The sequence below is a fragment of the Pusillimonas sp. genome (assembly GCF_029263785.1).
In the GTDB taxonomy this organism is placed as follows: Bacteria; Pseudomonadota; Gammaproteobacteria; order Burkholderiales; family Burkholderiaceae_B; genus Pusillimonas.
The window spans coordinates 1-17,890 of the sequence record NZ_JAJUFE010000019.1 but is presented as its reverse complement, the minus strand read 5'-3'; the positions used below and the strand labels follow the sequence as shown (position 1 = coordinate 17,890).

General features: G+C 58.3%; 24 protein-coding genes. 22 read left to right on the top strand and 2 right to left on the bottom strand.

Features of this window, described 5'->3' with window-relative positions:
• The 18 genes from mlaD (at nt 1) to tatC (ending at nt 12,781) form a co-directional block, all read left to right on the top strand.
• Entirely contained in the window at nt 1–486 is a 486-nt protein-coding gene (gene mlaD / locus Q1J88_RS06980) for an outer membrane lipid asymmetry maintenance protein MlaD (RefSeq protein ID WP_301116879.1), read from the top strand.
• Between the two features lie 38 nt (nt 487–524).
• Entirely contained in the window at nt 525–1,388 is an 864-nt protein-coding gene (locus Q1J88_RS06975; protein WP_301116878.1) for a VacJ family lipoprotein, read from the top strand.
• Between the two features lie 12 nt (nt 1,389–1,400).
• A complete protein-coding gene (locus Q1J88_RS06970; protein ID WP_301116877.1) occupies nt 1,401–2,048 on the top strand; it encodes a phospholipid-binding protein MlaC in 648 nt (215 codons plus the stop codon).
• Between the two features lie 81 nt (nt 2,049–2,129).
• Nucleotides 2,130–2,924, top strand: a complete 795-nt coding sequence (locus tag Q1J88_RS06965) for an ABC transporter ATP-binding protein (RefSeq protein ID WP_301116876.1) — start codon at nt 2,130–2,132, stop codon at nt 2,922–2,924.
• Nucleotides 2,921–3,712 carry an ABC transporter permease gene (locus Q1J88_RS06960; RefSeq protein ID WP_301116875.1) on the top strand — a complete coding sequence of 264 codons (792 nt, stop codon included), beginning with the start codon at nt 2,921–2,923 and terminating at the stop codon, nt 3,710–3,712. Before Q1J88_RS06965 ends, Q1J88_RS06960 begins: the two co-directional genes overlap by 4 nt.
• An 11-nt stretch (nt 3,713–3,723) precedes the next feature.
• Nucleotides 3,724–3,972 carry a BolA family protein gene (locus Q1J88_RS06955; RefSeq protein WP_301116874.1) on the top strand — a complete coding sequence of 83 codons (249 nt, stop codon included), beginning with the start codon at nt 3,724–3,726 and terminating at the stop codon, nt 3,970–3,972.
• Complete coding sequence (gene murA, locus Q1J88_RS06950; RefSeq protein ID WP_301116873.1) at nt 3,965–5,227, top strand: UDP-N-acetylglucosamine 1-carboxyvinyltransferase; 1,263 nt, start codon at nt 3,965–3,967, stop codon at nt 5,225–5,227. Before Q1J88_RS06955 ends, murA begins: the two co-directional genes overlap by 8 nt.
• Nucleotides 5,224–5,895 (top strand): ATP phosphoribosyltransferase, encoded by a 672-nt coding sequence (hisG, locus tag Q1J88_RS06945; RefSeq protein WP_301116872.1) that lies wholly within the window; start codon nt 5,224–5,226, stop codon nt 5,893–5,895. The genes murA and hisG overlap by 4 nt, the downstream gene beginning before the upstream one ends.
• Before the next feature lie 99 nt (nt 5,896–5,994).
• On the top strand, nt 5,995–7,296 hold the full coding sequence (gene hisD, locus Q1J88_RS06940) for a histidinol dehydrogenase (RefSeq protein WP_301116871.1): 1,302 nt from the start codon (nt 5,995–5,997) through the stop codon (nt 7,294–7,296).
• Nucleotides 7,297–7,382: 86 nt separating this feature from the next.
• Nucleotides 7,383–7,970 carry an imidazoleglycerol-phosphate dehydratase HisB gene (gene hisB / locus Q1J88_RS06935; RefSeq protein ID WP_301116870.1) on the top strand — a complete coding sequence of 196 codons (588 nt, stop codon included), beginning with the start codon at nt 7,383–7,385 and terminating at the stop codon, nt 7,968–7,970.
• A 21-nt stretch (nt 7,971–7,991) separates the two neighbouring features.
• Nucleotides 7,992–8,645: an imidazole glycerol phosphate synthase subunit HisH gene (gene hisH / locus Q1J88_RS06930; protein WP_301116869.1), complete on the top strand. Its 654-nt coding sequence runs from the start codon at nt 7,992–7,994 to the stop codon at nt 8,643–8,645.
• Nucleotides 8,646–8,691: 46 nt separating this feature from the next.
• The gene (gene hisA, locus Q1J88_RS06925) at nt 8,692–9,435 is read left to right on the top strand and encodes a 1-(5-phosphoribosyl)-5-[(5-phosphoribosylamino)methylideneamino]imidazole-4-carboxamide isomerase (RefSeq protein WP_301116868.1); all 744 of its coding nucleotides are present in this window, start codon (nt 8,692–8,694) and stop codon (nt 9,433–9,435) included.
• Nucleotides 9,432–10,232 carry an imidazole glycerol phosphate synthase subunit HisF gene (gene hisF / locus Q1J88_RS06920; protein ID WP_301116867.1) on the top strand — a complete coding sequence of 267 codons (801 nt, stop codon included), beginning with the start codon at nt 9,432–9,434 and terminating at the stop codon, nt 10,230–10,232. Before hisA ends, hisF begins: the two co-directional genes overlap by 4 nt.
• 2 nt (nt 10,233–10,234) lie before the next feature.
• Nucleotides 10,235–10,642, top strand: a complete 408-nt coding sequence (gene hisI / locus Q1J88_RS06915; RefSeq protein ID WP_301116866.1) for a phosphoribosyl-AMP cyclohydrolase — start codon at nt 10,235–10,237, stop codon at nt 10,640–10,642.
• Complete coding sequence (locus tag Q1J88_RS06910) at nt 10,639–10,986, top strand: phosphoribosyl-ATP diphosphatase (protein WP_301116865.1); 348 nt, start codon at nt 10,639–10,641, stop codon at nt 10,984–10,986. Before hisI ends, Q1J88_RS06910 begins: the two co-directional genes overlap by 4 nt.
• 142 nt (nt 10,987–11,128) lie before the next feature.
• On the top strand, nt 11,129–11,362 hold the full coding sequence (tatA, locus tag Q1J88_RS06905; RefSeq protein WP_301116864.1) for a Sec-independent protein translocase subunit TatA: 234 nt from the start codon (nt 11,129–11,131) through the stop codon (nt 11,360–11,362).
• Nucleotides 11,363–11,498: 136 nt separating this feature from the next.
• Nucleotides 11,499–12,032, top strand: a complete 534-nt coding sequence (gene tatB / locus Q1J88_RS06900) for a Sec-independent protein translocase protein TatB (RefSeq protein ID WP_301116863.1) — start codon at nt 11,499–11,501, stop codon at nt 12,030–12,032.
• Nucleotides 12,029–12,781 carry a twin-arginine translocase subunit TatC gene (gene tatC / locus Q1J88_RS06895; RefSeq protein ID WP_301116862.1) on the top strand — a complete coding sequence of 251 codons (753 nt, stop codon included), beginning with the start codon at nt 12,029–12,031 and terminating at the stop codon, nt 12,779–12,781. The genes tatB and tatC overlap by 4 nt, the downstream gene beginning before the upstream one ends.
• Nucleotides 12,782–12,817: 36 nt before the next feature.
• Here tatC and Q1J88_RS06890 read toward each other — a convergent pair whose 3' ends face one another.
• Nucleotides 12,818–13,993 (bottom strand): trypsin-like peptidase domain-containing protein, encoded by a 1,176-nt coding sequence (locus Q1J88_RS06890; RefSeq protein WP_301116861.1) that lies wholly within the window; start codon nt 13,991–13,993, stop codon nt 12,818–12,820.
• A 14-nt stretch (nt 13,994–14,007) separates the two neighbouring features.
• Between Q1J88_RS06890 and Q1J88_RS06885 the strand changes: the two genes are divergently transcribed.
• Nucleotides 14,008–14,784: a Nif3-like dinuclear metal center hexameric protein gene (locus Q1J88_RS06885; protein WP_301116860.1), complete on the top strand. Its 777-nt coding sequence runs from the start codon at nt 14,008–14,010 to the stop codon at nt 14,782–14,784.
• 90 nt (nt 14,785–14,874) lie between these two features.
• Here Q1J88_RS06885 and mscL read toward each other — a convergent pair whose 3' ends face one another.
• Nucleotides 14,875–15,333, bottom strand: coding sequence for a large conductance mechanosensitive channel protein MscL (gene mscL, locus Q1J88_RS06880; protein WP_301116859.1), 459 nt, complete (start codon nt 15,331–15,333; stop codon nt 14,875–14,877).
• Nucleotides 15,334–15,459: 126 nt separating this feature from the next.
• On the opposite strand from mscL, the gene petA reads away from it, so the two are divergent.
• The 3 genes from petA to Q1J88_RS06865 form a co-directional block, all read left to right on the top strand.
• Nucleotides 15,460–16,119 (top strand): ubiquinol-cytochrome c reductase iron-sulfur subunit, encoded by a 660-nt coding sequence (petA, locus tag Q1J88_RS06875; protein WP_301116858.1) that lies wholly within the window; start codon nt 15,460–15,462, stop codon nt 16,117–16,119.
• 51 nt (nt 16,120–16,170) lie between these two features.
• Complete coding sequence (locus tag Q1J88_RS06870) at nt 16,171–17,559, top strand: cytochrome bc complex cytochrome b subunit (RefSeq protein ID WP_301116857.1); 1,389 nt, start codon at nt 16,171–16,173, stop codon at nt 17,557–17,559.
• A gap of 19 nt (nt 17,560–17,578) precedes the next feature.
• A partial coding sequence (locus tag Q1J88_RS06865) for a cytochrome c1 (protein WP_301116856.1) occupies nt 17,579–17,890 on the top strand: 312 nt, incomplete at its 3' end.

Genomic DNA, 17,890 nt, shown 5'->3' with positions numbered 1-17,890 from the left:
ATGACGCGTGAAAAAACCGATTTCTGGGTCGGCCTGTTCGTACTGTTGGGCATCATCGCCCTGGTGTTCCTGGCTCTTCGGGCCGGCAATCTCAGTTCGTTCTCATTCAGCCGCAGCTACCAGGTGCAAGCGTATTTCGACAACCTCGGCGGTCTGAAGGTTCGTGCACCGGTCAAGAGCAGCGGTGTAGTCGTGGGGCGGGTCAGTGGCATACAGTTCGATAATCAGATGTATCAGGCCCTGGTCACCCTCGACCTGGACGAGCACTTTGAGTTTCCCGCCGACTCGTCCGCGTCCATCCTGACCTCGGGACTGCTGGGCGAACAATATATCGGACTGACCCCTGGCGGCGACGATAAAATGCTTGCACAGGGCGGACGCATACAATACACACAGAGTGCCGTAGTGCTTGAAGAGCTGATCAGCAAGTTTTTATACAGCTCGGCCGATAAAGAAGGCTCCGCAACACCCGCGGCTCAACCCTGACGCGGCGACACCTCACTGACAACAAGCCTTGAACTTTCATGAACAATAACGAAGCGATCCATACTCAAACCACTACGCGGTTGGGCCGGTTGGCCGCAACGCTGGCCCTGGCGGGTGTCGCGGCAGGATGTGCCAGCGTGCCCAATCCAACACCCGAAGACCCTTGGGAAAGCTACAACCGCAGCATGTTCCAGTTCAATGAAGCGGTGGACAAGGCTTTGTTCAAACCGATCGCAAGAGGCTACCGCGACCTGACTCCCGAACCGGCGCGAACCTGTATTCATAATATTTTCGCCAACATGGCCGACCTCTGGGCCTCGGTCAACAGCTTCCTGCAGGGACGTGGTCACGACGGCGTCAACATGCTCGGGCGGGTGCTTTTCAATACCACCATGGGCCTGGGTGGCTGTATCGACGTAGCCTCCAAGAACGGCGTCAAGCGTATCCCGAACGACTTCGGTGTTACCCTGGGAGTCTGGGGCTTCAAGCCTGGTCCTTACGTTGTTCTGCCCTTCCTGGGTTCCAGCAACGTACGGGACGGCGCTGGAATTGGTGCCATGACCCTCGCTGGCGCCTCAAGCTATACAGGTATCATGGCAATCGACAACGTGCCATTGCGCAACACGATTCTCGCAGTCGCCGCAATCGATTTGCGTGAACGACTGCTGGATGCCGACGATCTCGTAGACCGGATCGCGCTTGATCGATACAGCTTCATTCGCGACGCTTACATCCAGCGGCGCAAGGCCTTGGTAGAAGGCCAGCATGTGGCTCCCGGCGCCCCGTATGGCTCACTGCCATATTACTCCGACGACAATTTGCCCGATTACTCGGACGATGAAGACGATGACGCCACGGCGGCACCTGCCCCCGCTACGGGTACTGCTCCTGCGGCGCAATAACCTGGGACATTTATGAATTTTTCAGCATCACGATTTCGTTTCACCCAGCTACTTCAACTTGGTTTTGTCTTACTGCTGTTGACGGTTTTTTCGCTGCCGGCTAGCGCGACCAAGCAGGTCGATCCCCATGCCGCGCCGAACGACTTCGTCGAAACCGTTGGCAATAATGCGCTCGAGGTACTTCGCAACGAACCGGCCGCCCAGAAGGGTGACCTGAACCGCATCAACCAACTGGTTGATGAGTACGTGCTTCCGTACGTAAACCTGGAGAAAACCACACGTCTTGCCGCCGGCCGGTATTGGCGCCAGGCGACCCCCCAGCAGCAAAAGGCACTGGTCGAAGCATTCAAGGGAACACTCATCCGCACCTACAGCGGAGCCCTGTCCAAGGTCGACGAAGTCTCTTCGCTGCAGATCCTGCCATTCCGCGGCGATGCAAACGCCGATGATGTCGTGGTGCGCTCAAGCCTGTCACAGCGCAACGGCCCGGCAGTGGGCGTGGATTATCGTCTCGAAAAGACGTCCGAGGGCTGGAAAATCTACGACCTCAACGTCGAAGGCATCTGGTTGATTCAAAACTATCGCAATCAGTTCGCCCAACAGATCAACCAGAACGGTATCGACGGGCTGATCGACGCTCTCAACCGCCAAAATCAATAGATATTGGCCTGAAGCCCGGGGAGCGGCCGTCGATCTATATAATAGAGAGCTTGGCTCAACCACGAGCCAGGCTTTTTCATTATGTCCGCGCTTAAACTACAAAACGTATCCAAGATCTATCCTCCGCAATCGGGGGGGCTCACGAAATTGTTCTCGGCATCAACCCCGAAGCGACAAGGCTTTCAGGCGCTGAACGACGTCAGTCTGTCGGTCGAGCCAGGTGAGTTCTTCGGCCTGCTCGGACCGAACGGTGCCGGCAAGACCACCATGATTTCCATCCTGGCGGGACTGGCACGCGCCACCTCCGGAACGGCCAGTGTCTGCGGATACGACGTCGTCACCGAATACAAGCAGGCGCGCCGGTCTTTGGGTGTGGTGCCGCAAGAACTCGTTTACGACCCGTTTTTCACGGTTCGCGAGACATTGCGCCTGCAGTCCGGATATTTCGGGCTGCGCAAGAATGACGACTGGATCGACGAGATCCTGCTTAACCTGGGCCTGTCAGACAAGGCCGATACCAACATGCGCGCCCTGTCCGGTGGCATGAAACGTCGTGTGCTGGTCGCGCAAGCGCTGGTGCATCGTCCTCCGGTCATCATCCTCGACGAACCCACTGCCGGGGTCGACGTCGATTTGCGCCGCACCTTGTGGGAGTTCATCTCGCGCCTGAACAAGGAAGGGCACACGATATTGCTGACCACGCACTATCTTGAAGAGGCCGAGGCGCTGTGCGGACGCATCGCCATGCTCAAGAGCGGACGCATCGTGGCACTGGACACCACACAGTCACTGCTTGCACGCGTCGGTGGCACCGACCTCGAAGATGCGTTTGTACGTATCATGCATGGCGACAGCTCTCTGGAGATCCTGGCATGAAGGCGCCCATTACACAGCCGCAAAGCGGATTGGGGTCCGGCTTCCCGACCCTGTTGCGCAAAGAGCTGCTGCGCTTCTGGAAAGTCGGCTTTCAGACTATTGCCGCGCCGGTACTGACGGCGTTGCTGTATTTGCTGGTTTTTGCCCATGTGCTCGAAGGCAGGGTGCAGGTGTACGGAACATTGCCGTATACCTCGTTTCTGATTCCGGGCCTGATGATGATGAGCATGTTGCAGAACTCGTTTGCGAATCCGTCCTCATCGTTGATACAAAGCCGGATCACGGGCAACCTGGTTTTCGTTTTGCTTCCCCCGCTTTCGCACCGCCAGATTTTCGGCGCGTATTTGCTGGCGGCCATTGCGCGTGGGCTGGCAGTAGGTTTCGCGATCTGGGTCGTCGCCCTGTTCTTTACCCCGCTACCACCCCAAAATCTGTTGTGGGTCCTGACGTTTGCCATTCTGGCTTGCGGCATTCTCGGGGCGCTGGGCATTATCGCGGGCTTATGGTCCGAAAAATTCGACCAGCTGGCTGCATTCCAGAACTTCCTGATTCTTCCGGCCACTTTCCTGTCAGGCGTGTTTTATTCTATCCACAGCCTGCCGCCCTTCTGGCAAAAGGTCTCGCACTGGAACCCAATCTTCTACACCATCGACGGCTTCCGTTACGGATTTTTCTCTATTTCCGATGTCTCGCCCTGGCGTAGTCTGGCGGTCGTCGCGGGCGTATTCGCCGTACTGTGCTTTTGCACACTACGACTATTGGCCTCTGGCTACAAACTGCGGAATTAGGAACTCAAACCATGCTGCCTACACCCGAGCAAGTGCGTCAATACATCGCTGACAACCTTCCCTGTGAACACATCGAAGTGGTCGGCGACGGCTCTCATTTCGAAGCGCTTATTGTCAGCCCTGCTTTCGAGGGAAAGCGTAGAATCGCGCGCCACCAACTGGTGTATGCGTCGCTGGGCGAACGCATGAAAGACGAGATCCACGCACTGTCGATGCGTACACTCACGCCCGAAGAATATAAAGCGAACCCGAATGGATAAACTGTCCATCACGGGCGGTAACCGCCTGAACGGCGAAATTACCGTCTCCGGCGCAAAAAACGCCGCCTTGCCCATTTTGTGCGCAGCGCTCCTTAGCAGTGATGACATCACGCTTCATAATGTACCGGCGCTCAAAGACATCAGCACTACCCTGACCCTGCTCGAACAGCTGGGTGTGCGCTCGCACAAGCCGGAACCGGCTACGGTCACCCTCAATGCCTCGCAAATCGGTAGCCTTGAAGCCCCATACGAGCTGGTCAAGACCATGAGGGCATCCATACTCGTACTGGGCCCCTTGCTGGCGCGCTTCGGAGAAGCCCGGGTCAGCCTGCCGGGCGGCTGCGCCATTGGGCAGCGCCCCGTCGACCAGCACATCAAGGGCCTTGCCGCACTGGGTGCAGAGATCCACATCGAACACGGCTATGTGGTCGCACGTGCCAAGCGCCTGAAGGGCGCGCGCATACGTACTGACATGGTTACCGTGACCGGAACCGAAAACCTGATGATGGCAGCGGTGTTGGCCGAAGGTCGAACCGTTCTCGAGAACGCGGCACGCGAGCCCGAGATCACCGATCTGGCAGAACTCCTCATCAAGATGGGTGCGCGCATCGAAGGCCACGGCACCGACCGCATCACCATTGAAGGCGTAGACCGGCTCCACGGGGCCTCGCACAGTATCGTCGCCGACCGCATTGAGGCCGGAACCTTCCTGTGTGCAGTGGGTGCCACCGGGGGTGACATCATGCTTCGGCAGGCTGCCCCGGAAACCATGGGTGCCGTGCTCGATAAACTTGTTGAGGCGGGCGTCAGCATTGAAACCGGGCCGGACTGGGTCCGCGGTTCCATGAACCGTCGCCCAAGCGCCGTGGGTTTTCGTACTTACGAATACCCGGCGTTTCCCACCGACATGCAGGCTCAGCTCATGGCCATGAATACCATTGCCGAAGGCACGGCCGTCATTGTCGAGAACATCTTCGAAAACCGCTACATGCACGTTCAGGAACTGCGCCGAATGGGTGCCATCATCGATATCGACGGTCCCACCGCGGTCGTTACCGGCATCAAGGGCCTGTCAGGTGCGACCGTCATGGCGACAGATTTGCGCGCATCGGCCAGCTTGGTGATTGCCGGCCTCGCGGCAGAAGGTACCACCACCGTCGAGCGTATCTATCACCTTGATCGCGGTTACGAACGCATGGAAGACAAACTGCGTCAGGTGGGCGCAGACATTGTTCGCATTACGGAGGCCCAATGAGCCCTGCTGCCCTGGACAAACCACTGACCCTGGCCCTCTCCAAGGGGCGCATTTTTGACGAAACCCTGCCCCTGCTGGCGGCTGCCGGCATACAGGTCAGCGAAAATCCCGAATCCTCGCGCAAACTCATTCTTCCCACCAGCGACCCTGGGCTGCAACTGATCATCGTGCGTGCGTCTGATGTGCCCACTTATGTGCAATATGGCGCCGCCGACTTCGGTATTGCAGGCAAAGACGTACTCTTTGAGCACGCCGCCGGTAACAGCGGTGGGCTTTACCAGCCCATCGATCTCAATATTGCGCGTTGCCGCATGTGCGTCGCCGTACGCGAAGGCTTCGACTACGAGGCTGCCGTGGCGCAGGGCTCCCGCCTTCGCGTCGCCACCAAGTATGTGCGTGCAGCTCGTGAGCACTTTGCGCGCAAGGGCGTCTACATTGATCTGATCAAGCTGTACGGCTCGATGGAGCTTGCTCCTCTGGTGGGTCTGGCCGATGCCATCGTCGACCTCGTCTCCACCGGCAACACCCTCAAGGCCAACCATCTGGTGGCGGTCGAGGACATCGTCGAGATATCGTCACGGCTGATCGTCAATCAGGCCTCCCTCAAGACTCGTGCGAAGCATCTGCAACCGCTTATCGACGCATTTGCCCAAGCATCTGGAGCCTGACCCTGGCTTGAACCGCCTCACCCAGTCTGCCCCGAAACCGGGCCGCTGCCCTGACTTAATATATACTCTTGATTTAAAAGATTTATTTTTGTCTCTTTCATGTCGCTGATCACCCGCCTTCGTTCGCAAGACCCCGATTTCTCCACGTCCCTGCGCACCCTGCTGGCCTTCGATGCCGAGCAGGATGACAGCATTGAGCATGTCGTCGCCGATGTACTCAAGGACGTGCGCCATCGTGGCGACGAAGCCCTGCTCGATTACACGCGCCGGTTCGACCGCGTCGACGCAGCCTCGGTGCAAGCGCTGGAAATCCCGCGTAGCGAATGGGAAGCGGCCCTCAATGCCCTGCCTCAAGACCAGCGCGCCGCTCTCGAAGAGGCGGCGCGTCGTGTACGCAGCTACCACGAGCGTCAAAAGGCAGAAGGCTGGTCTTATACCGAGCCGGATGGTACCCGTCTGGGCCAGAAGGTTACACCGTTAGATCGAGTCGGCCTGTACGTACCGGGCGGCAAGGCGGCGTACCCCTCGTCCGTGCTGATGAACGCCATTCCCGCCAAAGTGGCCGGTGTACCCGAAGTCGTCATGGTAACGCCCACCCCCGATGGCGTACGCAATCCGATCGTGCTGGCGGCCGCTGCCATTGCAGGTGTAGACCGCGCATGGGCCATTGGTGGCGCCCAGGCTGTCGGAGCTCTCGCCTACGGCACAGATACTATCCGGCCGGTCGACAAAATCGTAGGTCCCGGTAACGCTTATGTTGCTGCAGCCAAGCGTCGGGTATTCGGCACCGTTGGCATCGACATGATCGCCGGGCCAAGCGAAATCCTCATCATTGCCGACGGCTCCACGCCTGCCGACTGGATCGCCATGGATCTTTTCTCGCAGGCCGAGCACGACGAGCTGGCGCAGGCTATCTTGCTTTGCCCCGATGCGGCATATCTTGACGAGGTCGAAGCCTCCATAGACCGGCTTTTGCCCACCATGCCGCGCGCTGACATCATCCGCGCCAGCCTGTCGGGCCGGGGCGCATTGATCCTCGTCGACAGCCTCGACCAGGCCTGCGAGATCGCCAACGAAATCGCCCCCGAGCACCTTGAAATTTCCACCGAAAACCCCGAGACGTGGGTTGAGAAAATTCGCCACGCCGGCGCGATCTTCATGGGTCGCTACAGCTCAGAATCGCTCGGCGATTACTGCGCCGGCCCCAACCACGTGCTGCCCACGTCGCGTACGGCGCGGTTTTCCAGCCCTCTTGGCGTATACGACTTTCAAAAGCGCAGCAGCCTGATTCAAGTTTCTCGCCAGGGAGCCCAATCCCTGGGGCGCATCGCCGCGACGCTGGCACACGGCGAGGGCCTGCAAGCACACGCCGGCAGCGCGCAATACCGGCTGGAATCCTGATATAACAGATACTGGCCGCCCATGAACCGCAGGGCCGTCGGCACCGCTTATCGCCGACGCCCATTCTGACTACCGTAATCCTTAACATGCGTACTGCCGAAATCACCCGCAACACCAACGAGACGCGAATTCGCGTTGCCATCAACATTGACGGCACGGGCCGCCAGACCATCAACACCGGCGTGCCTTTCCTCGACCACATGCTTGACCAGATCGCCCGCCACGGCCTGATCGATCTGGACATCCACTGCGACGGAGACACTTACATCGACGATCACCACACGGTCGAAGACGTAGGCATCGCCCTGGGTCAGGCGTTCGCCAAGGCTGTAGGCAATAAAGCCGGCCTGCGACGTTATGGCCATTCATACGTACCGCTGGACGAAGCACTTACTCGCGTCGTCATCGATTTCTCGGGTCGCCCGGGCCTGTTCTACAACGTGCCCTTTACACGCGCCATGATCGGCCGCTTCGACGTCGATCTGGCACGCGAATTCTTCCAGGGCTTCGTCAATCACGCGCTGGTAACGTTGCATATCGACAACCTCAAGGGCGAAAACGCACACCACCAGTGCGAGACAGTTTTCAAGGCGTTCGGTCGCGCACTTCGCGCAGCCACCGAGGTCGATCCGCGAGCCGAAGGCACCGTTCCCTCCACCAAGGGCGTTCTGTAACCCCAAACCAGCCAGTTCATCGTGAATACTATCGCCATCGTCGACTACGGCATGGGCAATTTCCACTCGGTAGCCCGCGCCTTGCGCGCGGCGGCGCCCGATGCGGATGTGCGTATCTGCCGCGAAGCCAGCCAGATTGACAACGCGTCCCGAGTGGTCTTCCCAGGGCAGGGCGCCATGCCCGACTGCATGCGTACCCTGAACGAGTCCGGATTACGGGACGCTGTGCTGCGTGCAGCACAAAGCAAACCATTGCTTGGCATATGCGTGGGTGAACAAATGTTGTTCACCCATAGTGAAGAAGGCGACACCCCCTGCTTGGGTATCTTCGAGGGGCGCGTCAAGCGGTTTTCGGGTCCTGGCTATGCTTCGGCGTCGGCCGATGCCAACGAAACCGAGCTGCTCAAGGTTCCGCATATGGGCTGGAACCGGGTCAAGCATGTGCAGCAGCATCCGCTGTGGGACGGCATTGCCGACAACACGCATTTTTATTTTGTACATAGTTACTACGTACAGCCTAACGACCCCGCATTAACCGCCGGGCTGGCTCATTACGGAGTAAGCTTTACCTGTGCGGTGGCTCGCGATAACATTTTCGCAGTGCAATTCCATCCCGAAAAAAGCGCCGAGGCCGGTTTACGCCTGTACCGCAATTTCATCGCCTGGAACCCCTGATATCCGGTTCTTCGACCTTTCTCTTTTTGCTTAACAAGATTCGATCATGCTTCTGATCCCCGCTATCGACCTCAAAGACGGCCAGTGCGTACGGCTGCGCCAGGGCGACCTCGGTGACGCCACCATATTTTCCGAAGAACCCGCCTCGATGGCCGCGCAGTGGCTTGAGCAAGGTGCAAGACGCCTTCACCTGGTCGATCTTAACGGCGCTGTCGCAGGTACACCCAAAAACCAAACAGCCATCAAGGCCATTCTCGAAGAGATTGACGACGAGATCCCGGTACAGATAGGTGGCGGCATTCGCGACCTGAACACCATCGAGCGTTATCTGGACATCGGCCTGTCGTATGTCATCATCGGTACAGCAGCCATCAAAGACCCGGGGTTTTTACGTGATGCCTGCAGCGCATTTCCCGGCAACATCATCGTGGGACTTGATGCGCGCGACGGCAAGGTTGCCACCGACGGCTGGAGCAAGCTCACTCGCCACGACGTCATCGACATTGCGCGCAAATTCGAGGACTATGGCTGCGAGGCCATCATTTACACCGATATTGGCCGCGACGGCATGCTCACCGGGGTCAATATCGAATCGACTGTCAAGCTGGCTCAGGCTGTCAGCATTCCCATCATCGCCTCGGGTGGTGTCACCAACCTCGACGACATACGGGCGCTGTGTGCCGTCGAAGACGAAGGCATCGAGGGCGCCATCCTGGGACGCAGCATCTACGAAGGCACCATTGATTTTGCCGAGGCGCAAGATCTCGCCGACGAGCTGAATCCGTCATGAGCCACACTGATATCCCCATGAACAATACGCTGACACGGCGCATTATCCCGTGTCTGGACGTCACTGCAGGCCGGGTCGTAAAAGGCGTGAATTTCGTCGACCTGGTTGATGCCGGTGATCCCATCGAGATTGCCCGGCGCTACAACGAGCAAGGTGCCGACGAACTCACCTTTCTGGACATCACGGCGACCAGCGACGACCGCGACCTTATTCTGCCCATTATCGAGGCGGTAGCGTCTGAAGTCTTTATTCCACTTACGGTGGGTGGGGGTGTACGCCAGGTTGCCGACATTCAACGTCTGCTCAATGCCGGCGCTGATAAAGTCTCGATCAACAGCGCCGCGGTCGCCAACCCGGAGCTGGTCAAGGCAGCCGCCGACTATCACGGCTCTCAGTGCATTGTGGTGGCAATTGATGCCCGGCGTACATCCAAAGATGGCGAACCCCCTCGCTGGGAGATCTTCACTCACGGAGGACGCAAGGCCACTGGCATCGATGCGGTCGAGTGGGCCCGGAAGATGGCCAGTTACGGGGCCGGCGAGATCCTGCTTACCAGCATGGACCGCGACGGCACCAAATCGGGCTTCGACCTGGCCCTGACCCGAGCGGTGTCTGATGCCGTGCCTGTTCCCGTCATTGCGTCGGGCGGTGTTGGCAAGCTCGAACACCTGGCCGACGGTATCATCAAAGGTCGCGCCAGCGCAGTATTGGCAGCCAGCATTTTCCACTATGGCGAGTTCACGATTCCGCAGGCCAAGGAATTCATGGCCCGACGGGGCATCAACATGCGACTTTAATCATGAACACCTTGACCCCTTCCTGGCTTGAAGACATTGCGTTCGACGCTGCGGGCTTGATACCCGCCATCGCCCAGGACGCAGATTCCGGCACAGTTCTTATGGTTGCGTGGATGAACCGCGACGCACTCCTCGAAACCGCCTCAAGCGGCCGCGCCGTGTACTGGTCACGTTCGCGCGGCAAACTGTGGCGCAAGGGCGAGGAATCGGGCCACCACCAGGTCGTCCGCGAGATTCGTCTTGATTGCGATGGCGACGTCATACTGCTCAAGGTTGAACAGGTTGGCGGCATTGCCTGCCACACCGGACGTCCCAATTGTTTCTTTCGCCGCCTCGAGGGCGCATCCGATGCGCCCGCATGGAAAGTAACCGACCCCGTGCTCAAAGATCCCGAGCTCATCTATAAATGACCCAAGCCGACAACCCCGCCGACATCCTCTTCCGTCTGGCTGACACGCTCGAAACCCGCTTGCCTGGAAAAGGCGCAGATCCGGCTTCGTCGTATTCGGCCAAATTGCTGGCCCGTGGGCCGGATGCCTTTCTGAAGAAGATCGGCGAAGAAGCGACTGAACTCGTCATGGCCGCCAAAGACAACGTACCCGAGCGCATCGTGTACGAAACCGCCGACCTCTGGTTTCACAGCCTGGTCGCACTCGCACACTATAATCTGCGGCCCGAAGACGTTCTGCGCGAGCTTGCGCGGCGCGAAGGCGTATCGGGATTGGCCGAAAAAGCCGCCAGAGGCGATTCCTGATCAGCGCATGACCACACCGTCGCCTGGTCAGTGCTGTCCGCCCTTATGGACGGCATCCTTAGGTAGAATGGCAATATTCGATAAAAGGCGCTCGCCGCCTATATTTCAACGCAGGCGGTAACCCCGCCCCACGGAGATAGACATGGGTAGTTTCAGCATTTGGCATTGGCTTGTCGTCCTGGTCATCGTCGCCCTCATTTTCGGCACCAAGAAGCTGCGCAACATGGGCGAAGATCTTGGCGGCGCCGTCAAGGGCTTCAAGAAAGGCATGGCGGATGCAGCCGGCGAGGCCGACAAGCCCGAATCCGTCACCGCCGAACGTGTGGAATCCAAAGAGACGATCGACGTTCAGGCCAAAGAAAAGAACGGTTCGTAAGCCCGCCCCGGCTCAGCAGTTGTCGGTGTTGCGTGGTTTTGCCGCGCCTCTCCAATCATGCGCAATGCATGTCGCCCAACGTGCCGACATGCTTGCGTCCTTTAGCCGCTAACAAGCCCTTACCGGCTTTTGACTCATGTTCGGACTAAGCTTCAGCGAACTCATGCTGATCGGCGTCGTGGCATTGATTGTGATCGGCCCCGAAAAGCTGCCAAAAGTAGCGCGCACGGTCGGCCATCTGTTGGGCCGCGCCCAGCGTTATGTCAACGACGTCAAGACAGACATTCGCAAAGAGATGGACGCCGCCGAAATCGGCAGCCTGAAGGACCAGATGCAAGAGGCAGCCAATTCCGTCAAGGCATCCGTGGCAGAAGCCGAAAAATCGTGGCGCGCCCCCATCGATGAAGCACAAGAGGCGCTCAAGCAGGCGTCGGAATCGGTAAAGGCTCTGGGTGAAACCATTCAAGACGCACCAGCAAGCCAAACCACGCCTCCGGCAGTTGCTGACGAAAGCGAATCTGCCAGCCAGGATGGTCCCGTCGTCCAGCCGGACAGCCCGGCTTCCGAGGTCGACACGCGCACTCTGCCGCTGCCTGGTTTCGATCAGAAGCAGGCACCGGTCGGCATGCGCGATGACTCGAACTCCGCTAACAAAGGTTCTCAGCCGTGACGCAGGAAGACAGCTTCATCTCTCACCTGATAGAACTGCGTACCCGCCTTCTGAAGGCGGTCGGTGCAGTTCTGGTCGTGTTTATCGTACTGTTCCTGTATCCGGGGGCATCGGCCATTTACGATGTGCTGGCTCAGCCCATGCTCGCCGCGCTGCCGCAAGGCACCCGAATGATCGCCACAGGGGTCATCACACCTTTCATGGTGCCGCTTAAAGTAACACTGCTGGCAGCCTTTGTCATTGCGCTTCCAGTGGTGCTGTACCAGGCATGGGCCTTTGTTGCGCCAGGCTTGTACAAGCATGAACAGCGCCTGGCCCTGCCGCTAATTTTTTCCAGCACCATCCTGTTTTTGGCGGGCATGGCGTTCTGTTATTTTGTCGTGTTTCGCACGGTGTTCCACTTCATCGCCGGGTTTGCGCCACAATCCATTACGCCGGCACCTGATATCGAAGCCTATGTCAGCTTCGTCATCACCATGTTTGTGGCCTTTGGCATTACGTTCGAGGTTCCCGTGGCGGTCATCCTGCTGGTCAAGGCGGGCATCGTCTCCGTCGAAAAATTGCGTGCTGCGCGCGGTTACGTCATTGTCGGCGCGTTCATTATTGCAGCGGTGGTTACACCGCCCGACGTCCTTAGCCAATTCATGCTGGCGGTTCCGCTTTGCCTGCTGTTTGAACTGGGCTTGCTGGTCGCTGCGCGATTGACGCCCAATGAGCGCCTGCAAGAACCTGCAAACGATATCGAGTAAACCGGGGTTCGCGGCGGGGCAGCCGCGCCGAACGACTTAACGCTTTCGCCCCGCTCCCGGCAGCGACGGCCGGGCGCCAACCTTAACAGGCAGTGTGAATCGCCGACCAGCACGCAGCACCGTCGCGTCCACGGTGGTGTTCGGTTCCAGGCGGGCGATCTGGTTCAGAAAACCAATCGTATTGACGACTGGTTCTTCGCCCAGGGCCACCACAATATCGCCTACCCGCAGGCCTGCGCGGGCCGCGGGCCCGCCACGCAACACACCAGCCACGATAATGCCCTGGCGAGTCTTGAGATCGAACGCACGCGCCAGTTCAGGCGTGATGTCCTGAGGCTCCACGCCCAGCCATCCGCGTGTCACGCGTCCGGTAGAGATAATCTGCTCGAGTATGGTTTGTGCTGCCGCCGCAGGAATGGCAAACCCGATTCCAAGCGACCCACCTGACTCGGAGTAAATGGCGGTGTTGATACCGATGAGCCTGCCTTGCGTATCGATCAACGCTCCACCCGAGTTACCTGGATTGATGGCGGCATCCGTCTGGATGAAGTTCTCGTATATGTTGATGCCCAGCCGGTTCCGGCCGAGCGCCGACACAATGCCCATGGTAGTGGTCTGGCCAACCCCGAACGGATTGCCGATAGCCAGCACAACGTCACCCACCTGCACGTCATGGTCTCCGTTAAAGGTGATGCTGGATAAACCATCCAGATCGATCTTCAGCACGGCCAAGTCGCTTTCCGGATCGGCCCCCACCAGCTTTGCCCTCGCCTCACGGCCGTCGTTCAGGGCAATTTCGATGGCATCCGCCGCTTCAACCACATGGTAATTGGTCAGTACATAGCCATCGGGCCGCACAATCACACCCGAACCCAGTGCGGTTGTTTCGCGTTTTCGGGTAAAACCGGGCATGCCGCGAAACAGCCGGGAGAGTTCCGGGTCGTTCAATAGCGGCGAAATAGGCTCTCGAATCTGTTTGGTGGTATATACGTTGACTACAGCTGGCGCAGCTCGTGCCACGGCCTGCGCATAGGAACCCACTGCACCCGGCACATTTTCGACCGCCACAGCCGGTGCGGGCGTAGACGTCAACGACGGGCCGATAACGTCCGGCGCACGCGCCAGCCAGTCGGGTCGCAATGTTGCGACAATGAATAAAATACCCAGACACACCGTCACGGTTTGGGCGAACAGCAACCAAAATCGACGCATAGGGCAAGAGACCAATGAAACAGATAACTACGACAGAACTAAGCGCGTGGCTGGATGAAACCCTTCAGCCACAACGTTTTCGCGACTACTGCCCCAACGGGCTGCAAGTGGAGGGCAAACCGGCCATCAGGCACATTATCACCGGAGTCACGGCCTCGCGTGCATTGCTTGAAGAAGCAATCCGCCGCAATGCTGATGCCATACTCGTTCACCACGGATGGTTCTGGAAGAACGAAGACGCCCGTATCGTAGGGACGAAACGCGAGCGCATCGCTTTGGCGATCAAGCATGACCTGAATGTGTTTGGCTATCATCTTCCCCTCGACGCGCACCCCGAACTTGGCAATAACGCGCAACTTGCAAAGATTCTTGGATTGACTCCTGATCGCGATAGCGAAGGCAATCCCCGTACCTGTGGCCCGGAAAGCCTGATTTGGCTGGGCAAATGCCAGCCGGGCATGACACTACAGAAACTGAGCGATCACATCGGCCGCACGCTGGGGCGCACGCCGACTGTTTTGGGCCAACCGGATCAAAGCGTTGAGCGGATAGCCTGGTGCACGGGCGGAGCGCAGGACTGGATGGAACACGTCCTGCAGACCGGCGCACAGGCTTACCTGACCGGCGAAGTATCCGAGCCCAATTTTCATCTGGCGAATGAAACTGGAGTAGGATTTATTGCTGCCGGCCACCATGCCACCGAACGTTTTGGCGTCAAGGCGGTGGGTGAAGCAATTGCAAAGCAGTTTGGCATCCAGGTTGACTTCGTCGATCTGACCAATCCGATCTGAGTCGTCGAACCGCGTTCGCCGACGCGGCACACGCCTGAAAGCGGAGTTCTTCCCCGCAGTCAGGCGTGTACTTGGTTTCCGGATACAGACTTATTTCTTGAGCAGGTCGCGTATTTCACGCAACAGCAGAATGTCGTCCGGCGTAACTTCCGGCGCGGCTTCTTCAACAGCCTTGTCTCGTTCGAAGCTGGCACGAGCACGGTTGACAGCCTTGACCATCAGGAACACGACGAAGGCAAGCAGGATGAAGTTGATCAGGATGGTGACGAAGTTGCCCCAGGCCAGCAAATTACCGCCTGCCTCGACCATCGCTTCATAGGTGCGTGGACCGGTATAGTTCTCGGGTTCCTTGAGCACCCAGAACAAATTGGAAAAATCGACCTGCCCGCCAAGAATGAAACTGATGATGGGCATCATGACGTCTCGGACCAAGGAGTCGATGATCTTGCCGAACGCAGCACCGATAATCACACCAACGGCCAGATCGATCATGTTGCCCTTGACGGCAAACTCGCGGAATTCAGCCAAAAAACCTCGCGTCTTACTCATAGAGATATCCCCTGGTAATTTCACCCGTGTGCGGGCTAACGCTATAATACCCGGTTGAAAGAATATCCAACATACCAAATACTCTGAATCGCGCTGCCCGGTTAGGGCACGAACAAGGATACAAGCATGAGTCAGGATAAGTCACAGTTCGACGGCGTTTCGGCTGACGGAACGGTTGCCCTCGATGCCAACCTACCCCCCGATCCGTCGCGACGCACATGGGTGGCCACCACTTGCGTCGTCGGCGGTATTGCCGGAGTCGCTACAGCCGTTCCGTTCGTAGGCTCGTTTGCGCCTTCGGACAAGGCACGCGCCGCCGGAGCGCCGGTTCAGGTCGATCTCACCAGCATTCCCGAGGGTGAAATGCGCACCTTCGAATGGCGCGGGAAGCCCGTGTGGGTCATGCACCGCACCCCGGCCCAGATCGAAGAGCTCAAGAACAACGACGAATTCCTGGCCGACCCTCATTCTGACCGCCCAGGCTTCACGCCCGAGTACGCCAAGAACGAATACCGTTCACGCGATCCTAAATATTGGGTTGCCGTGGGCATCTGTACCCACCTGGGTTGCTCGCCAACACCACACCTGGCTGCGGGCCCCGGCCCCGGCCTGCCCGCCAACTGGGAGGGCGGCTTCTTCTGTCCCTGCCACGGTTCTGCGTTCGATCTGGCCGGCCGCGTGTACAAGAACGTACCTGCGCCCGATAACCTCGAGGTCCCGCCTTACGAATTGTCGTCCGATGGTACGCAAGTCATCATCGGCGTCGACGAGAACAACAAGGCGTAACCCGCATAGAACCACTGCCTCGTAAGATAAAGATATAAAAGGAACCGTTTCATGGCTGGCGAAAAAACCGTCGAAACGACAGGACTCTTGGGCTGGATAGACAGGCGCTTCCCCCTGTCTAAGTTGTTCAAAGAGCACATGTCGGAATACTACGCTCCGAAGAACTTCAACTTCTGGTACTTCTTCGGATCCTTGGCCCTGCTGGTACTGGTCATCCAGATCGTCACCGGCATTTTCCTTGTAATGAACTACAAGCCCGATGGCGACCTCGCTTTCAACTCAGTCGAGTTCATCATGCGCGAAGTGCCCTGGGGCTGGCTGATCCGCTACATGCACTCCACAGGCGCATCGATGTTCTTCGTCGTTGTGTACCTGCACATGCTGCGCGGCCTGTTCTATGGCTCGTACCGCAAGCCGCGCGAGCTCGTCTGGATCTTCGGCATGGCCATCTTCCTTTGCCTGATGGGCGAAGCGTTCATGGGCTACCTGCTGCCTTGGGGCCAGATGTCGTACTGGGGTGCACAGGTTATTGTGAACCTCTTCTCGGCCATTCCCTTCATCGGACCCGAGCTCTCGTTGTGGATCCGCGGTGACTACGTTGTTTCCGACGCGACGCTCAACCGTTTCTTCGCCTTCCACGTCATCGCCCTTCCTCTGGTGCTGATCGGTCTGGTGGTGGCTCACATCATTGCCTTGCACGAAGTGGGCTCCAACAACCCCGACGGCGTCGAAATCAAGGATGGCCCCAAAGATGCCAAGGGGCGTCCGATCGACGGCATTCCCTTCCACCCCTACTACTCGGTGCACGACCTGGTCGGCGTGGCAGGCTTCCTCATCGTCTTTGCTGCCATCGTGTTCTTCGCACCAGAAATGGGCGGCTACTTCCTGGAGTTCAACAACTTCATCCCTGCCGACTCGCTCAAGACACCTCCGCACATTGCGCCGGTCTGGTACTTCACGCCTTTCTACTCCATGCTGCGTGCCATTACGGCCGACTTCACATGGGTGCTGGCAGCAGCATCGGTATTGGGTGCAGTGGCATTGTTCCTGCGCGGTAACCTGCGTGGTGTATGGCGCATTGTCGTACCTGTCATCCTGCTGGTTGTTGCTGTACTGCTTCGCACGATCGACGCCAAGTTCTGGGGTGTGGTCGCCATGGGTGGTTCGGTAGTCATCCTGTTCTTCCTGCCCTGGCTCGACCACTCGCCGGTACGCTCCATTCGCTACCGTCCCACATGGCACAAGTACCTGTACGGTATCTTTATCGTGACATTCCTGATCCTGGGCTATCTTGGCACCCAGCCGCCAAGCCCGGTCTTCAACCTGATGAGCCAGATCGGCACCCTGATCTATCTTGGCTTCTTCCTGCTGATGCCCGTCTGGAGCCGCCTGGGTACGTTCAAGCCCGTTCCTGAACGCATCACGTTCAGCGCTCACTAAGGCCCATAACACTTACGGAATGATCATGATCAAAAAGTTGCTAGGCGTTTTGGCCCTGACCCTGACCTGCTCGGTGGCGGTTGCCGCCGAGGGCGGATACAAGCTTGACAACGCCCCCGACCGAATCAACAACATGGCTTCGCTGCAAAACGGAGCCAAACTCTTCGTCAACTATTGCCTGGGCTGCCATAGTGCCGTGTCCATGCGCTACAACAAGCTCACCGAACTGGGCCTGACCGAAGAAGAAATTCAAAAGAACCTCTTGTTCACCACTGACAAGATCGGCGATCTCATGACCATCGCCATGACCCGTCAGGACGGTTCCAAGTGG

Excerpts from the sequence above, each read along its gene's own strand:
- mlaD (WP_301116879.1), top strand. The coding sequence starts at position 1 with ATGACGCGTGAAAAAACCGATTTCTGGGTCGGCCTGTTCGTACTGTTG.
- Q1J88_RS06975 (WP_301116878.1), top strand. The coding sequence starts at position 525 with ATGAACAATAACGAAGCGATCCATACTCAAACCACTACGCGGTTGGGC.
- Q1J88_RS06970 (WP_301116877.1), top strand. The coding sequence starts at position 1,401 with ATGAATTTTTCAGCATCACGATTTCGTTTCACCCAGCTACTTCAACTT.
- Q1J88_RS06965 (WP_301116876.1), top strand. The coding sequence starts at position 2,130 with ATGTCCGCGCTTAAACTACAAAACGTATCCAAGATCTATCCTCCGCAA.
- Q1J88_RS06960 (WP_301116875.1), top strand. The coding sequence starts at position 2,921 with ATGAAGGCGCCCATTACACAGCCGCAAAGCGGATTGGGGTCCGGCTTC.
- Q1J88_RS06955 (WP_301116874.1), top strand. The coding sequence starts at position 3,724 with ATGCTGCCTACACCCGAGCAAGTGCGTCAATACATCGCTGACAACCTT.
- murA (WP_301116873.1), top strand. The coding sequence starts at position 3,965 with ATGGATAAACTGTCCATCACGGGCGGTAACCGCCTGAACGGCGAAATT.
- hisG (WP_301116872.1), top strand. The coding sequence starts at position 5,224 with ATGAGCCCTGCTGCCCTGGACAAACCACTGACCCTGGCCCTCTCCAAG.
- hisD (WP_301116871.1), top strand. The coding sequence starts at position 5,995 with ATGTCGCTGATCACCCGCCTTCGTTCGCAAGACCCCGATTTCTCCACG.
- hisB (WP_301116870.1), top strand. The coding sequence starts at position 7,383 with ATGCGTACTGCCGAAATCACCCGCAACACCAACGAGACGCGAATTCGC.
- hisA (WP_301116868.1), top strand. The coding sequence starts at position 8,692 with ATGCTTCTGATCCCCGCTATCGACCTCAAAGACGGCCAGTGCGTACGG.
- hisF (WP_301116867.1), top strand. The coding sequence starts at position 9,432 with ATGAGCCACACTGATATCCCCATGAACAATACGCTGACACGGCGCATT.
- hisI (WP_301116866.1), top strand. The coding sequence starts at position 10,235 with ATGAACACCTTGACCCCTTCCTGGCTTGAAGACATTGCGTTCGACGCT.
- Q1J88_RS06910 (WP_301116865.1), top strand. The coding sequence starts at position 10,639 with ATGACCCAAGCCGACAACCCCGCCGACATCCTCTTCCGTCTGGCTGAC.
- tatA (WP_301116864.1), top strand. The coding sequence starts at position 11,129 with ATGGGTAGTTTCAGCATTTGGCATTGGCTTGTCGTCCTGGTCATCGTC.
- tatB (WP_301116863.1), top strand. The coding sequence starts at position 11,499 with ATGTTCGGACTAAGCTTCAGCGAACTCATGCTGATCGGCGTCGTGGCA.
- Q1J88_RS06890 (WP_301116861.1), bottom strand. The coding sequence starts at position 13,993 with ATGCGTCGATTTTGGTTGCTGTTCGCCCAAACCGTGACGGTGTGTCTG.
- Q1J88_RS06885 (WP_301116860.1), top strand. The coding sequence starts at position 14,008 with ATGAAACAGATAACTACGACAGAACTAAGCGCGTGGCTGGATGAAACC.
- mscL (WP_301116859.1), bottom strand. The coding sequence starts at position 15,333 with ATGAGTAAGACGCGAGGTTTTTTGGCTGAATTCCGCGAGTTTGCCGTC.
- petA (WP_301116858.1), top strand. The coding sequence starts at position 15,460 with ATGAGTCAGGATAAGTCACAGTTCGACGGCGTTTCGGCTGACGGAACG.
- Q1J88_RS06870 (WP_301116857.1), top strand. The coding sequence starts at position 16,171 with ATGGCTGGCGAAAAAACCGTCGAAACGACAGGACTCTTGGGCTGGATA.